The following is a 15,678-nucleotide window of genomic DNA, read 5'->3' on the forward strand; positions in this document are numbered from 1 at the left end:
TTCCTCGGTGTCCCTGAGGCGGGCTCCGCCAGTGCCAGGAGGGAGGGCTGTGTACGGGCCAGGGTTAATTGCCAAATCCTTCCACAAGAACATCAGGACAAGACAAGGAGACAAGGGAATGATCAAGAACTTCAAGGGCAAGACGGCCGTGCTGACGGGCGCGGGCTCGGGCTTCGGCCTGGAGTGCGCGCGCATTGGCGCGAAGCTGGGCATGAACCTGGTGCTGGTCGATGTGCAGCAGGAGGCGCTGGACAAGGCTGCCGCCGAGTTCGAAGGGCAGGGCGTGCGTGTGCTGGCACGCCGCGTGGATGTGTCCGACGCAGCCCAGATGCAGGCCCTGGCCGACGAGGTGCGCCAGCAGTTCGGCGCGCCGCACTTCGTGTTCAACAACGCAGGCGTGGGCGCGGGCGGGCTGGTCTGGGAGAACACGCTGGAAGATTGGCAGTGGGTGCTGGGCGTCAACCTCTGGGGCGTGATCCACGGCGTGCGGCTGTTCACGCCCATGATGCTGGAGGCGGCCAAGGCCGATCCGTCCTTCGAGGGCCACATCGTCAACACGGCCAGCATGGCCGGGCTGCTGGCGCCGCCCAACATGGGCATCTACAACGTCAGCAAGCACGCCGTGGTGAGCCTGACCGAGACGCTGTACCAGGACCTGGCCCTGGTCTCCGACCAGATCAGCGCCAGCGTGCTGTGCCCCTTCTTCGTGCCCACGGGCATCAGCCACAGCGAGCGCAACCGGCCCAGCCATCTGGCCGCGCAGCCGCTGACGGCCAGCCAGAAGATAGGCCAGGCCATGAGCGAGAAGGCCGTGGGCTCGGGCAAGGTCACGGCCCCCGATGTGGCGCAGAAGGTTTTCGACGCCATTGCGGCCAACCAGTTCTACATCTACAGCCATCCGCAGGCGCTGGGCTCGGTCCAGACCCGCATGGAGGATGTGGTGCAGGGCCGCAACCCCACCGACCCGTTCGCGCACAAGCCCGAACTGGGCGCCAGCCTCAAGGCCTCGCTGCGCGCGGCCTGAGCGTCAGTCCTCTTCGTCCGGGTCCGGCCTGTGGGGGGCTGGCCTGGCGGGAGCCTCGGCCTTTTCCTCTGGCGGCGCGGAGGGCAGGGGCCGCACCAGCCGCACCATGAGCTGGTTGCCGCGCCCCATGTCGGGCCGCGTCTCCAGGCTGTCGAGGTCAATCGCCCAGGCCTGCTGGGCCGACAGCTGCGTACCGGCGCTGCCCGAGATGTTGCTGTAGTTGTAGGGATTGACGGGCCGTGCGTTCACCGCTGCCGTGCCCGTCCAGTGCCAGCCGCGCGGCGCGCCCGGGAACAGCTCGGGCGACAGGCCTTGCGGCCGTATATCGCGCGAGATCAGCCGGCGCATCTCGTTGACGCGCGGCAGGCGCCAGCGCACGCCGTCCTGCTTGGCCCGCTCGGCGGCCAGGGCCTGCGCCTGCTTGTGCGTGAACAGCTCCGGCAGGCCCGCGCAGGTCTTGCCATTCCAGTGCATGCCTTCCACGCAGCGCGGCCACAGCAGGCGGGCGCGGCGGTCGATCACGTCGCGGCCGTCTTCGGACACTTCCAGCATGGCAGTGGCGCCGGCCTTGGCGTCACCGCGGGCCTGCGGCGGCGCCGCATGGGCCGGGCCCTGCATGCACGCGCCCAGCAGCAGGGCGGCGAGCAGGGGCCTTGGCAATGCGTTGAGGGTCGGCAGGAAGAGGGGCGTGGATGAGTGCATGGGGTGCCTATGCTGCTGTGGTGGCAATCTCGTATCCGAGCGTAACAGGGTTGCGGCCCCGCAAACTTGTGCCACGGCAAGCCGCCAGCGCCGCACGCGCCGGCCTGCCTGCCCAGGAAATGTGAGCACCGCCCTGCAGCCCGCAGCGCTTGCCGCCACAATGGCGCGTCTATGTCTGCGTCTATGCCTTCTCCCTCTTCTTCTCCCGCTTCCCCTGATTCCCACACGCTGCGCCTGGTGCTGATCCTGGGCCTGCTCTCGGCCATCGGCCCGTTTGCCATCGACATGTACCTGCCCGCGCTGCCCCAGATCGGCAGCAGCCTGGGCGCCCAGGTGGGCGCGGTGCAGGCCAGCCTGACGGCCTTCTTCCTCTCGCTGGGCGTGGGCCAGCTGCTGTACGGGCCGGTCTCGGACATGGTGGGGCGCAAGCCGCCGCTGTACTTCGGCCTGACCGTGTTCGCGCTGGCCAGCGTGGGCTGCGCCATGGCCACCAGCATCGAGACGCTGGTGGTGCTGCGCTTCATCCAGGGCCTGGGCGCGGCCGCCGGCATGGCCGTGCCGCGCGCCGTGGTGCGCGACCTGCACACCGGCCATGCGGCGGCCCGCATGATGTCGCTGCTGATGCTGGTGTTCAGCGTCTCTCCCATCCTGGCGCCGCTGGCCGGCAGCGGCGTGATCGCCGTCAGCAGCTGGCGCGGCGTGTTCTGGGCCGTGGCCGTGGCGGCCGTGATCGGCCTGGCGGCCGTGTTCATGGGCCTGAAGGAAACGCGCGGGGCCGCCGCGCGGCTGGACAGCAGCGTGGCCGGCGCACTGCGCGCCTATGGCGTGCTGCTGCGCGACTGGCATTACCTGGGCCTGGTCTTCATCGGCGGCTGCGCCATGGCGGGCTTTTTCGTCTACCTGGCTGGCTCCCCCTTTGTGCTGATCAACTACTACGGGCTCAGCTCCACCCAGTACAGCCTGGCCTTCGGGCTCAACGCCATCGCCTTCATAGGCGCGGCGCAGTTCACGGGCTGGCTGGGCCAGCGTTTCGGCCTGGTGCGCGTGGTCAAGGTGGCGGCCACCGGCTCGGGCCTGGTGATGCTGTCGCTGCTGTCGTACTACCTGCTGGGCGGTGAGCGGCTGGCCGTGCTGATCGGCCTGTACTTCGTGGCCAGCGCGCTGATGGGGCTGGTGATTCCGACGACCTCGGTGCTGGCGCTGGAGGAGCATGGTGCCATCGCCGGCACGGCCTCGGCGCTGCTGGGCACGCTGCAGATGCTGTCGGGCGCGGCGGCCATGCAGATCGTGGGCCTGTTCTCCACGGGCAAGCCCCTGCCCATGGTGGTGGGCATGGCCACGGGCGCGCTGATCGGCGTGGCGCTGGCCTGGATCACGCTGGGCGGCGCACGTGCCCACCGCGTGGGTGCAAAGGGCCTTTCATGAGCGTGGCTCCCGCAGCAGAGGCTGGTGGGCCTGTACCCGACGGACTTGCGTCCGGCCCCCGCGGCCAGGCCATGCTGGTCATCATCCTGGGGCTGACGCTGTCGGTGCTGGACAGTACCCTGGTCAATCTGGCACTGCCAGCCATGGCGCGCGAGCTGCAGGCCAGCTCGGCCCATACGCTGTGGGTGGTCAATTCCTACCAGCTTGCCAGCCTGGTGCTGCTGCTGCCGCTGGCGGCCCTGGGCGAACGCCTGGGCTACCGCCGCGTGTATCTGGTGGGCATGCTGGTGTTCTCCCTGGCCTCGCTGGCAGCCATGCTGGCCACATCGCTGCCCACGCTGGTGGCTGCGCGGGCGCTGCAGGGCCTGGGCGCTGCGGGCGTGATGAGCGTCAACGCCGCCCTGGTGCGGCTGATCTATCCGCGTGCCTTGCTGGGCCGGGGCATGGCCGTCAATTCGCTGGTGGTGGCCACGGCATCCATGGCCGGGCCTTCGGTGGCGGCGGCCATTTTGTCGGTGGCCAGCTGGCCCTGGCTGTTTGCGGCCAACCTGCCGCTGGGCCTGTTCACGCTGTGGCTGGGACGCCGGGCGCTGCCGGCCAATGCGGTGCCGGCACACGCGGGCGCGCGGCTGTCGCCACTGGATGTGCTGCTCAACATCCTCATGTTCAGCCTGATCTTCCTGGGCGGCGAGCAGCTGGGCATGCGCGCCGGCGGTGCCCAGTCGTCCCTGCCTTCGGGTTGGTGGCTGCTGGGCGCGGGCCTGCTGGTGGGGCTGTGGTATGTGCGCCGCCAGTGGCGCCTGCCTGCGCCGCTGCTGCCGGTGGACCTGCTGCGCATTCCGGTGTTCGCGCTGTCCATGTGCGGATCGGTGAGCGCCTTTTGCGCGCAGATGCTGGCCTACCTGGCCCTGCCTTTCCTGCTGCTGGAGTCGCACGGCATGTCGCCCATCGAGGCCGGGCTGCTGATCACGGCCTGGCCGCTGGCCACGGTGATGACGGCGCCCATTGCGGGCCGGCTCATCGGCCGCTATGCGGACGGGCTGCTGGGCGGCATCGGCATGGCCATGTTCGCCTGCGGCCTGTGGGCGCTGGCGGCCATGCCCGATGCGCCCTCGACCCTGGACATGGTCTGGCGCATGCTGCTGGCGGGCAGCGGCTTTGCGCTGTACCAGTCGCCCAACAACCACACCATCGTGACCTCGGCGCCGCTGGCGCGCAGCGGCGCGGCCGGCGGCATGCTGAGCTCGGCGCGGCTCACGGGGCAGACGCTGGGGGCCGTGGTGCTGGCCACCATCTTCACCGTCTCGGGCGGGCATGGCGGCCATGCCGAAATCGTGGCCCTGGCCGTGGCGGGCTGCTTTGCGGCCATGGCGGGCGTGTTCAGCATGCTGCGCGTGCGCACGGCGCCCGCTGCCAGGCACTGAACAGACCGGCAAATGGCATTGAACTTGCATGTGTCGGCGCGCTCCGACACCTGCATCATCCTGGATGGTCTTGCCACGAGACTGCGGTGGCATGCCATCCACTTTACAAACAAGAAATATGGGCACTGCACAATCGTGCGATGCCCCCAACGACTTCGCTGTTCCTATGAATTTTGACGTGCCTCTTTCGCCGAGTACGCGCCTTGCGGCGCCTTCCGATTCCCAGCCCGGCGCAGGGCACGCACAACCTTCTGCCTCGCTTGCACGCAGCAAGCGCCCCGGTGCTGCCGTGCTGTGCGCGCTGGCACTGGCCGCCAGCCTGGCCGCCTGCTCCAGGCAGGATGCAGCGCCCGCCGCCGCAGCCAAGGCTGCGCCCGAGGTGGGCGTGGTCACGCTGCAAAAGCAGAGCCAGCAGCTGGAGGCCACGCTGCCGGGCCGCACACGCGCCTCGCTGACCGCCGAGGTGCGGCCCCAGGTCTCGGGCATCGTGCAAAAGCGCCTGTTCACCGAAGGCGCCCTGGTGCGCCAGGGCCAGCAGCTCTACCAGATCGACGCGGCCTCGCTGCGCGCCACCGAGGCCAGCGCCCAGGCGGCCCTGGCCAAGGCCGAGGCCAGCGCCCGCACGCTGGAGGCCACGTCGCGGCGCAATGCCGAGCTGGTCAAGATCGATGCCATCAGCCAGCAGGCGTTTGAAGAAAGCCAGGCCGCCGCAGCCCAGTCGCGCTCGGACGTGGCCGTGGCCAAGGCCAATCTGGAGACCGCGCGCATCAACCTCAAGTACAGCCGCATCGAGGCGCCCATCAGCGGGCGCATCAGCCTGTCCACGGTGACGCCGGGCGCGCTGGTGACGGCCAACCAGACGGAGGCGCTGACCTCCATCGTGCAGCTGGACCCCATGTATGTGGACTTCACCCAGTCCACCAGCGAGCTGCTGCAGCTCAAGCGCGACTGGGATGCCGGGCGCTTCCAGAAGGTGGAGGGCGACAAGGTCGCCGTGCGTATCCGCCTGGACGATGGCACGGAATACGGCCACCAGGGCAAGCTGCAGTTTGCCGGCGTGATCGTCAATGCCACCACGGGCAGCGTCACGCTGCGCGCCGTGGTGCCCAACCCGCAGGGCCTGCTCATGCCCGGCATGTATGTGCAGGCGCTGCTGCCCACGGGCCTGGCGCCCGAGGCGCTGCTGGTGCCCCAGCAGTCGGTGACGCGCGACCTGACCGGCAAGGCCAGCGTGCTGGTGGCCAAGGCCGACGACGTGATCGAGCGCAGGCCCGTGAACATCGACCGGGCCGTGGGCAATATGTGGCTGCTGCAGGACGGCCTGTCGGCCGGCGAGCGCGTGGTGGTCGATGGCTTCCAGCGCATCAAGCCCGGCGACAAGGTGCGCGCCGTGGAGGTGGACCTGCGCGCCAAGGCCCAGGCCCGCAAGGGCAAGCCCGCTGATGGCCCGGCAGCGGCGGCCGCGCCTGGCGCTGCCGACCAGGCTTCCGCGGCCGCTGAACCTGCTCCTGCACCCGCAGCGGCTCCGGCCCCTGCGGCCCGGTAAGCCGCAGGAACCCGTCACATGGCTCAGTTCTTCATCAACCGGCCCATCTTCGCGTGGGTCATCGCCATCGTCATCATGCTGGGCGGCGCGCTGTCCATCTTCACGCTGCCGCTGGAGCAATACCCCGACATCGCGCCGCCGCGCGTGACCATCGGCGCGCAGTACACGGGCGCCTCGGCCGAGACGGTCGAGAACTCGGTGACCCAGATCATCGAGCAGCAGCTCAAGGGCATCGACAACATGCTCTACATGAGCTCCACGTCCGACGCCTCGGGCCGCGCGCGCACCACGCTGACCTTTGCGCCGGGCACCAACATCGACGTGGCCCAGGTGCAGGTGCAAAACAAGCTGCAGTCCGCCGTGAACCGCCTGCCCGACGCCGTCAAGAGCCGGGGCGTGTTCGTGAACAAGGGCGGCCAGGACTTCCTGGTCACCTACAGCTTCTTCTCCAAGGACCCGGCCATGACCGCGGTCGACATCGGCGACTACCTGACCAGCAACCTGGTCGACGTGATCGGCCGGCTGGACGGCGTGGGCGATGTCAACGTCTTCGGCACCAACTATGCGATGCGCATCTGGATGGACCCGGCCAAGATGGAGAAGTACGCGCTGATGCCGTCGGACCTGGTCAATGCGCTGAACTCGCAGAACGCCCAGGTCTCGGCCGGCCAGCTGGGCGCGCTGCCCGCCGTCGCGGACCAGCAGCTGAACGCCACCATCACGGCGCGCACCAAGCTCAAGACGGTGGAGCAGTTCGAGGACATCGTCCTGAAGTCGTCCGTGGACGGCTCGGTGGTGCTCATGAAGGACGTGGCCCGCGTGGAGCTGGGCGCCGACAACCTGACCATCAAGGCCAAGCTCAACGGCCTGCCGGGCGCGGGCATGGGCATCGTGCTGGCCGATGGCGCCAACGCCATGAACGTGGCCGACACCATCGCTGCCAAGCTGGCCGAGCTCAAGCCCTTCTTTCCCAACGAGATCGACTACTTCGTCAGCTCGGACTCCACGCCCTTCGTGCGCGCCTCCATCAAGGAAGTGGTCAGCGCGCTGGGCGAGGCCATGATCCTCGTGGTCATCGTGATGTTCATCTTCCTGCAGAACTTCCGCGCCACGATGATCCCCGCCATCGCCGTGCCCGTGGTGCTGCTGGGCACCTTCGGCGTGCTGTCGCTGGCCGGGTACTCGATCAATACGCTGACCATGTTCGCCATGGTGCTGGCCATCGGCCTGCTGGTGGACGATGCCATCGTCGTGGTGGAGAACGTCGAGCGCGTGATGCACGAGACGGGCATGTCGCCCAAGCAGGCCACGCGCCAGTCCATGCGCGAGATCACGCCAGCCCTGGTGGGCATCGGCGTGACGCTGTCGGCCGTGTTCGTGCCCATGGCCTTCTTCGGCGGCTCCACGGGCGTGATCTACCGGCAGTTCTCCATCACCATCGTCGCGGCCATGGCGCTGTCGGTGTTCGTGGCGCTGACGCTCACGCCGGCGCTGTGCGCCACGCTGCTCAAGCCGCCCGCAGCGGGCGGGGCAGGGCATGACCGCCCGATCCGCAGCGGCATCCTGGGGGTGAACGACCGGTTCTTCCGCTGGTTCAACCACCATTTCGACGCCACGGCCGCGCGCTACCAGGGCACGGTGGCGTACTCGCTGCGCCGGGCCAAGCGCATGATGCTGATCTTCCTGGCCGTCTGCGGCGTGGTCTGGCTGCTGATGGCGCGCCTGCCCACGTCCTTCCTGCCCGACGAGGACCAGGGCTTTGTCTTCGTCAACATCAACCTGCCCTCGGGCGCGGCCGACACGCGGCTGCAGGGCGTGCTCGACGAGGTGCGCGACTACTTTGCCAGGCAGCCCGACGTGCTGAGCTTCTACCAGGTCTCTGGCCTGAACGGCGACCAGGCCTCGGCACGCGCCTTCGTGCGGCTGAAGACCTGGGAGGAGCGCCCGCTGCCGGGCCAGTCGGCCTCCGAGATCGCGCACCGGGCGACCCGGGAGCTGGCCTCCATCCGCGATGCGCGCGTGCTGGTCATGCTGCCGCCGGCCGTGCGCGGCCTGGGCTCCAGCTCGGGCTTCAACTTCATGATCAAGGACATGAACGGCCTGGGCCACCAGGCGCTGCTGCAGGCCAAGGAAAAATTCCTGACCGAGGCCCGCAAGCGCCCCGAGCTCACCAATCTGCGCATGACCAACCTGGAGGACGCCAGCGAGCTGCGCCTGGACATCGACGACCGCAAGGCCGCCGCGCTCGGCCTGTCGTACACCGACATCAACAGCGTGCTGTCCAGCGCCATGGGCGGCACCTATGTCAACGACTTCCTGAACAACGAGCGCGTCAAGCGCGTCTACATCCAGGGCGATGCGCCGCACCGCATGCTGCCCCAGGACATCGCCAAATGGACGGTGCGCAACGGCAAGGGCGAGATGGTGCCGTTCAGCGCCTTCTCCAGCAGCTACTGGGCCTACGGTTCGCCCCAGCTCATGCGCTACAACGGCAACCCGGCCTACGAAATGGAAGGCCGCGCCGCGCCGGGCGTCAGCTCGGGCACGGCCATGCAGATCGTCGAGGACATCCTGCGCACGCTGCCGGCCGGCATAGGCTACGAGTGGACGGGGGCCTCGCTGCAGGAGCGCCAGTCGGGCGCGCAGGCGCCGCTGCTGTACGCCATCTCCATCCTCTTCGTGTTCCTGTGCCTGGCGGCGCTGTACGAGAGCTGGACCGTGCCGCTGTCCGTGATGCTGGCCGTGCCGCTGGGCGTGGTGGGCGCGCTGGCCGCCACCTATACGCGCGGGCTGACCAATGACGTGTACTTCCAGGTGGGCCTGCTGACCACGGTGGGCCTGGCATCCAAGAACGCCATCCTGATCGTGGAATTTGCCGTGCAGCTGCAGGAGCAGGGCAAGAGCATCTTCGACGCCGTGGTCTCGGCCGTGCGCCTGCGCCTGCGGCCCATTTTGATGACCTCGCTGGCCTTCGGCTTCGGCGTCATTCCGCTGGCCATCGGCACGGGTGCCGGCGCGGGCGGGCGCAATGCCATCGGCACGGCCGTGCTCGGCGGCATGCTGGCCTCCACGGTGCTGGGCATCTTCCTGGTGCCGGTGTTCTTCCTGCTGATCCGCAGCTGGTTCAAGAGCCACTCGCGCACGGATGAAGAAAGCCCGCAGCAGGCAACCGACTCACCCCATACCACCAAGGAGAGCGCAGCATGAGGCGCCGAATGCACCGTTCCACCCTCGCCGCTGCTGCCGCGCTGGCGGCCCTGCTGTCCGGCTGCAATCTTGCGCCGCAGCACCGCACGCCGGACATGCCCGTGCCCGACACGGTGGGCAGCACCGCAGCCAATCCGGCACAGGCCGACGAGGCCAGCCTGCAGGCGGCCGCCGCGCTGGACTGGGTGCAGTCCCGGCAGCTGCGCGAGGTCATTGCCCTGGCCCTGGCCAACAACCGCGACCTGCGCGTGGCCGTGGAGAACATCGAGCGCGCGCGTGCCCAGCACGGCATCACGCGCGCCGACCTGCTGCCCAGCGTCAACGCCCAGGCCCAGGCCAGCCGTGCGCGCACGGCCGCCGGCATGACCAGCACCACGCAATCGGCATCTGTCAGCACCCAGTACACGGCCCAGCTGGGCTTTGCCAGCTACGAGATCGACCTCTGGGGCCGCGTGCGCAACCTCAGCGAGGCCGCGCTGCAGCAGTTCCTGCAAAGCGAGCAGAACCGGCGCAATGTGCAGATCGGCCTGGTGGCCGACGTGGCCAACGCCTGGCTCACGCTGGCCGCCGACCAGGCCCGCCTGCAGCTGGCACGCGACACCCTGGCCAGCCGCGAGAAGGCCTACGAACTGACGCGGCGCATGCATGAGATAGGTTCGACCTCGGGCCTGGTGCTGGCCCAGAACCAGACCACGGTGGACACGGCGCGCGGCGACGTGGCCAGCTTCACCTCCCAGGTGGAGCGTGACCGCAACGCCCTGCAGTTGCTGGTGGGCGGTCCGCTGCCCGACAGCCTGCTGCCCGGCGCCGCCACGCTGCGCGCCGGCGCCCAGCCTGCGGCGGCGCTGCAGCCCGTGCCTGCACCGCTGCCCTCCAGCGTGCTGCTGGTGCGCCCCGATATCCAGGCCGCCGAGAACAACCTGCGCGCCATGGAGGCCAACATCGGCGCCGCCCGCGCAGCAATGTTCCCCACCATCAGCCTCACGGCCAGCGTGGGATCGGGCAGCCGCGAGCTCGATGGCCTCTTTGGCGGCAGCAGCAGCACCTGGAGCTTCATCCCCCTGGTGCGCCTGCCCATCTTCGACGGTGGCCGCAACCGTGCGGGCGTGCAGGTGGCCGAGGCCAACCAGCGCATCGCCATCGCCCAGTACGAGAAGGCCGTGCAGACGGCCTTCCGCGAGACCGCCGACGTGCTGGCCGACCGCGCGCAGTGGGACGAGCGCCTGGCCGCCCAGACCAGCATGGTCGCGGCCACGCAGAAGGCCTTCGACCTGTCGGAGGCACGCTTCAAGGCCGGCGTGGACAACTACCTCACCGTGCTGGATGCGCAGCGCAGCCTCTACACGGCCCAGCAGACCCTGATCGGCCTGCGCCTGTCCGAGCAGCTCAACCGCGTCACGCTGTGGAAGGTGCTGGGCGGCGAGCAGGTGCAGGCGCCGTCCGCCTCTGAGCCGGCGAATTCCTGAGCGCGGGCGGTGTATTCTGCGGGCCCGCAGAACTTGCCGCCCGACCACGATGAGCCCCTTTGCCAACACCCCCGAGCCGCCTTACTACGCCGTCATCTTCTCGTCGCGCAGAACGCCGGACGACGATGATGGCTACGGCCTCATGGCCCAGCGCATGGTGGACCTGGCCGCGCAGCAGCAGGGTTTCCTGGGTGCGGAAAGCACGCGCGGCGAGGACGGTTTCGGCATCACCGTGTCCTACTGGTCCACGGCCGAGTCCATCGCGCGCTGGAAGCAGGATGCCGAGCACCTGGTCGCCCAGCAACTGGGCAAGGACGCCTGGTACGAGCACTATGAATTGCGCGTGGCCCGCGTGGAGCGCGCCTACGGCAAGCGCTGAACCCGGGCCGCCTCCGCCTGGACCACGGCATCGGCCAGCAGCGCGATGGAGCGCGGCGCGCAGCCTTCGGCATCGTTGCTCACCGTCACAAAGGCGGGCAGCCCGCGGCTGGTGATGCCATCGATGGTCTTGGCGAGGATGGCGCGCGTGTGCGCATCGGGCGTGCGGATCTCGTCGAAGGGGTCGTGCTTCTTTTGCGCATCGGGATAGCCGTAGGCACCGAACTCGCGGTTCAGGTTCCAGCGGCAGACCAGCGGGGTGGGCCACAGCCCGCGCAGAAAAACCAGTTGCTCCTCGATGGGGGGCATCTTGCCGTGCAGTCCCAGGCAGAAGGTGGCGCCACTGGCGCGCAGGGTGTCGGCCAACTGCGGCGTCAGCAGCTCCGGGTCGCGCACCTCCACCGCCACGATGATCTGCGCGCCCAGCGGATGGGCGGCCAGCGCCGCGCGCACCGCCTCCAGCATGGCCTGCAGCCGCGCCAGCAGTTCGGTGGGGCGGCTGAGCAGGCCCCAGGTCATCGGGCTGAGCTGGAACACCAGCACGCCCAGCCGCTCGCCCAGCCCTTCCAGCGTGGGCTCGACGAAGCTGGTGACGGCCAGATCGGGTTGAAGGAACACCGGGTTCAGCGACATGCCCTTGCCGTCCTCGTCACGCACCTGCGCGTCGGTAACCACGGATGGGCACTTGACCACGAAGCGGAAATCGGCCGGCACCTGGCCTGCGAAGGCCATGTACTGGCTGGCCGTCAACGGCCTCCAGAAGCTGCGGTCCACGCAGACCGTTCGCATCAACGGATGCCGGCCATAGGCCTCCAGTCCCTTCTTGGCCAGCACGCTTTTGTCATAGGCGCCATCCCAAATCAAGCCTTCCCAGCCCGGGTAGGACCAGGTGGAGACCCCCATGCGCAGGCCCTGCGCAAGCTGGTCCGCCAGCGCCTGCAATTGCATGGCCTGGGGCGCCAGCTGCACGGCGCCGGCGGCCTTGCGCGGTGCCGGTGTGCGGCCGGCAGGCGCGGGCGGCGGGGCAGGGGCCGATGGTGGGGGAGAACCGAACAGATCGTCTTGCATTCGAAGCTGGTGATTGTGGCAGAGGGCGCCTGCCTGCCGCAGGGCCCCGGCAAAAGCAGGCAGTGGATTGATTTTGCAAGCCCTTGAATTCATTGGCCTGCAAGAAATGCTTGCATTTGCGGGTCGGCCGCGAGCGGCCCGGCCCGAATCGCGTGTGGCACACTTGGCCGCTTTTCCGGATTCCACGCCACGGGGCGCCTCTCGAATGCAAAAAATCATTGCCCAAATCGCCGCAGAACTGAATGTCAAGCCGCAGCAGGTGGGTGCCGCGGTCGAATTGCTTGATGGCGGAGCCACGGTTCCGTTCGTCGCGCGCTACCGCAAGGAAGTCACGGGCGGACTGGACGACGCGCAACTGCGCCAGCTCGACGAACGCCTGGGCTACCTGCGCGAGCTGGAGGACCGCCGGGGCGCGGTGCTCAAGGCCATCGACGAGCAGGGCAAGCTGACCGACGCGCTGCGCCTGGCCATTGCCAATGCGCCCACCAAGCAGGAGCTGGAGGACATCTACCTGCCCTTCAAGCAAAAGCGCCGCACCAAGGGACAGATCGCCAAGGAATTCGGCATCGAGCCGCTGGCCGACAAGCTGTTTGCCGACCCCACGCTGGACCCGCACAAGGAGGCCGAGGCCTTCTGCAAGCCGGCCACCACCCTGGACGACGGCAAGCCGGGCCCTGATTTCTCGACCACGTTGGCCGTGCTCGATGGTGTGCGCGACATCCTGTCGGAGCGCTGGGCCGAAGACCCGGCCCTGGTGCAGAAGCTGCGCGAATGGCTGTGGGAAGACGGCCTGCTGCGCTCCAAGAAGGTCGAATCCAAGAACGAGAACGACCCCGAGGTCGCCAAGTTCCGCGACTATTTCGAATACGACGAGCCCATTGGCCGCGTGCCTTCGCACCGCGCGCTGGCGGTGTTCCGCGGCCGCGCGCTGGAAATCCTCGAGGCCAAGCTGGTCCAGCCCGTGGAGCCCGAGCCCGGCCAGCCCAGCCTGGCCGAAGGCAAGATTGCCCTGCACCTGGGCTGGAGCCACGCCAAGCGCGCCAGCGACGACCTGATCCGCAAGTGCGTGGCCTGGACCTGGCGCGTCAAGCTCAGCCTGTCCACCGAGCGCGACCTGTTCTCGCGCCTGCGCGAAGACGCCGAGAAGGTGGCCATCAAGGTCTTTGGCGACAACCTGCGCGACCTGCTGCTGGCCGCCCCTGCGGGGCAGCGCGCCGTCATCGGCCTGGACCCGGGCATCCGCACGGGCGTCAAGGTGGCCGTGGTGGACAGCACGGGCAAGCTGGTGGACACCACCACCATCTACCCGCACGAGCCGCGCCGCGACTGGGACGGCTCGCTGGCCGTGCTGGCCCGCCTGGTCGAAAAGCACCAGATCAACCTGATCGCCATCGGCAACGGCACGGCCAGCCGCGAGACCGACAAGCTGGCCGCCGACCTGATCAAGATCGCCAGCAAGGCCGACCGCCAGATCGAGAAGGTCGTGGTCAGCGAGGCTGGCGCTTCCGTGTATTCCGCCAGCGAGTTCGCCTCGCAGGAAATGCCCGACGTGGACGTGAGCCTGCGCGGGGCCGCCAGCATTGCGCGCCGCCTGCAGGACCCGCTGGCCGAGCTGGTCAAGATCGACCCCAAGAGCATTGGCGTGGGCCAGTACCAGCACGACGTGAACCAGAGCGAGCTGGCGCGCCAGCTCGACGCCGTGGTCGAGGACTGCGTGAACTCCGTGGGCGTGGACCTGAACACGGCCTCGGCGCCGCTGCTGTCGCGCGTCTCGGGCCTGTCGGGCAGCGTGGCCAAGTCGGTGGTGCGCTGGCGCGATGCCAACGGCTCCTTCAGGAGCCGCAAGCAGCTGATGGACGTGGCCGGCCTGGGCGCCAAGACCTTCGAGCAGGCGGCGGGCTTTCTGCGCATCCGCGGCGGCGACAATCCGCTGGACATGACGGGCGTGCACCCGGAAACCTACCCGGTGGTCGAACGCATCATTGCCACCACGGGCAAGAGCGTGGACCAGCTCATGGGCCGCTCCGAAGTGCTCAAGGGCCTGAAGGCCGAGCAGTTCGTGAGCGAGCAGTTCGGTGCCATCACCGTCAAGGACATCCTGGGCGAGCTGGAAAAGCCCGGCCGCGATCCGCGTCCGGACTTCGTCGTGGCCCGTTTCAATGACGGGGTGGAGGACATCAAGGACCTCAAGGAAGGCATGACGCTGGAGGGCACGGTCAGCAACGTGGCCCAGTTCGGCGCCTTCGTGGACCTGGGCGTGCACCAGGACGGCCTGGTCCACGTCAGCCAGATGAGCCACAAGTTCGTCGAGGACGCGCGCGAGGTGGTCAAGACCGGCCAGATCGTCAAGGTCAAGGTGCTGGAGGTCGATGTGGCGCGCAAGCGCATCAGCCTGACCATGAAGCTGGATGCGGCACCGGCGCGGCGCGACGGCCCCCGTGACAACCGCTTCGAGAGCGCAGGCCGCGGCAGCCAGGGCGGGCAGCGCCGTGCGCCCGAGCCGGTGCAGCAATCGGCCATGGCCTCGGCCTTCGCCAAGCTGCAGACCCGCAAGTAGTCCCGCGCACGGCAAGGCAGGAAACGCGATGGCTGCGCATGCACTGGACCTGCAGACGCTGTTGGCACAGGCCCTGGCCCTGCCGGCGCAGCCGCGCATCGTGGCCTTGCTGCTGCGCGAGCTGGTGCCCGAGCAGCCCAGCCTGCGCCGGCTGAGCCAGCTCTTCGCAGCCGACCCTGCGCTGGCCGCCGGGCTGCTGGCCCAGGCCAACGGCCCGGTGTTCGGCATGGCGGGACGTGTCACCGGCATTCCCGAGGCGCTGGCCCTGCTGGCGCCCGCGCAGCTGCGCCAGATCGTGCGGGGCATACCGCTGGGCGTGGGCGCCCATGCCGTGCCGGGCATGGCCATGCCGGCCTTCTGGCGCTACAGCGTGGAAGCCGCCCGCGTGGCGCGAGCGCTGGCCGGCACCGTGCAGGCCAGCCCCACGGCGGCCTATGCCGCAGGGCTGATGCATGGCCTGGGGGAGCTGGCCATGCACATGATCGACCCCGGCCGCGCCGCCACCATCACCGAACTGGTCGGCCCGCTGGACCCGCGTCGCGCCGAGCTGGAAATGCGGCTTTGCGGCTACACATACAGCCATGTCAGTGCGGGCCTGGCCCGCCGCTGGAACCTTCCGCCGCTGCTGGCCGATGCGCTGCAGCACCTGTACGCGCCGCTGGCCCAGCCGGGCTTCGATCCGCTGGCCTGCGTGCTGCACATCGCTGCCTGGCGCGCCCGCTCGCGCGAGGCGCAGTGGGACGAGCGTGCCCTGGCCGTGAGCTTTCCCGGCGAAGTGGGCGTGGCCCTGGGCCTGGACATCGACATGGTCCTGCGCCAGGACCCGGTGGACTGGATGGCCGACACCGGCCTGGACGTGGTGCTGTAGCGCCTCGCTCCTG

Annotated in this window: 11 protein-coding genes; 9 read left to right on the top strand and 2 right to left on the bottom strand. The window is 69.0% G+C overall.

What is annotated here, in order from left to right; translation table 11 throughout:
* Window positions 1-118: 118 nt before the first annotated feature.
* Window positions 119-1,024: an SDR family oxidoreductase gene (locus DTS01S_RS14925; RefSeq protein WP_017407325.1), complete on the top strand. Its 906-nt coding sequence runs from the start codon at window positions 119-121 to the stop codon at window positions 1,022-1,024.
* 3 nt (window positions 1,025-1,027) lie between these two features.
* On the opposite strand, the gene DTS01S_RS14930 is transcribed toward DTS01S_RS14925, so the two are convergent.
* Entirely contained in the window at window positions 1,028-1,726 is a 699-nt protein-coding gene (locus DTS01S_RS14930; protein WP_017407324.1) for an Lcl C-terminal domain-containing protein, read from the bottom strand.
* Between the two features lie 183 nt (window positions 1,727-1,909).
* On the opposite strand from DTS01S_RS14930, the gene DTS01S_RS14935 reads away from it, so the two are divergent.
* The 6 genes from DTS01S_RS14935 (at window position 1,910) to DTS01S_RS14960 (ending at window position 11,173) form a co-directional block, all read left to right on the top strand.
* A complete protein-coding gene (locus tag DTS01S_RS14935; protein ID WP_061287991.1) occupies window positions 1,910-3,151 on the top strand; it encodes a multidrug effflux MFS transporter in 1,242 nt (413 codons plus the stop codon).
* Entirely contained in the window at window positions 3,148-4,575 is a 1,428-nt protein-coding gene (locus tag DTS01S_RS14940) for an MFS transporter (protein WP_026062877.1), read from the top strand. Before DTS01S_RS14935 ends, DTS01S_RS14940 begins: the two co-directional genes overlap by 4 nt.
* Window positions 4,576-4,741: 166 nt before the next feature.
* A complete protein-coding gene (locus tag DTS01S_RS14945) occupies window positions 4,742-6,121 on the top strand; it encodes an efflux RND transporter periplasmic adaptor subunit (RefSeq protein ID WP_061287992.1) in 1,380 nt (459 codons plus the stop codon).
* 18 nt (window positions 6,122-6,139) lie between these two features.
* The gene (locus DTS01S_RS14950) at window positions 6,140-9,328 is read left to right on the top strand and encodes an efflux RND transporter permease subunit (protein ID WP_017407320.1); all 3,189 of its coding nucleotides are present in this window, start codon (window positions 6,140-6,142) and stop codon (window positions 9,326-9,328) included.
* An 8-nt stretch (window positions 9,329-9,336) separates the two neighbouring features.
* Window positions 9,337-10,794: an efflux transporter outer membrane subunit gene (locus tag DTS01S_RS14955; protein ID WP_370671616.1), complete on the top strand. Its 1,458-nt coding sequence runs from the start codon at window positions 9,337-9,339 to the stop codon at window positions 10,792-10,794.
* Between the two features lie 49 nt (window positions 10,795-10,843).
* Window positions 10,844-11,173 carry an antibiotic biosynthesis monooxygenase family protein gene (locus tag DTS01S_RS14960; protein WP_016446802.1) on the top strand — a complete coding sequence of 110 codons (330 nt, stop codon included), beginning with the start codon at window positions 10,844-10,846 and terminating at the stop codon, window positions 11,171-11,173.
* Here DTS01S_RS14960 and DTS01S_RS14965 read toward each other — a convergent pair.
* Entirely contained in the window at window positions 11,158-12,240 is a 1,083-nt protein-coding gene (locus DTS01S_RS14965; protein WP_061287994.1) for a DUF72 domain-containing protein, read from the bottom strand. The genes DTS01S_RS14960 and DTS01S_RS14965 overlap by 16 nt on opposite strands.
* Window positions 12,241-12,445: 205 nt before the next feature.
* On the opposite strand from DTS01S_RS14965, the gene DTS01S_RS14970 reads away from it, so the two are divergent.
* Both DTS01S_RS14970 and DTS01S_RS14975 read left to right on the top strand, forming a co-directional pair.
* Window positions 12,446-14,797, top strand: a complete 2,352-nt coding sequence (locus DTS01S_RS14970; RefSeq protein ID WP_016446804.1) for a Tex family protein — start codon at window positions 12,446-12,448, stop codon at window positions 14,795-14,797.
* A 28-nt stretch (window positions 14,798-14,825) separates the two neighbouring features.
* Window positions 14,826-15,665, top strand: a complete 840-nt coding sequence (locus DTS01S_RS14975; protein ID WP_016446805.1) for an HDOD domain-containing protein — start codon at window positions 14,826-14,828, stop codon at window positions 15,663-15,665.
* Window positions 15,666-15,678: the final 13 nt, after the last annotated feature.

The sequence above is a fragment of the Delftia tsuruhatensis NBRC 16741 genome, assembly GCF_001571325.1.
Taxonomy (GTDB): Bacteria; Pseudomonadota; Gammaproteobacteria; order Burkholderiales; family Burkholderiaceae_C; genus Comamonas; species Comamonas tsuruhatensis.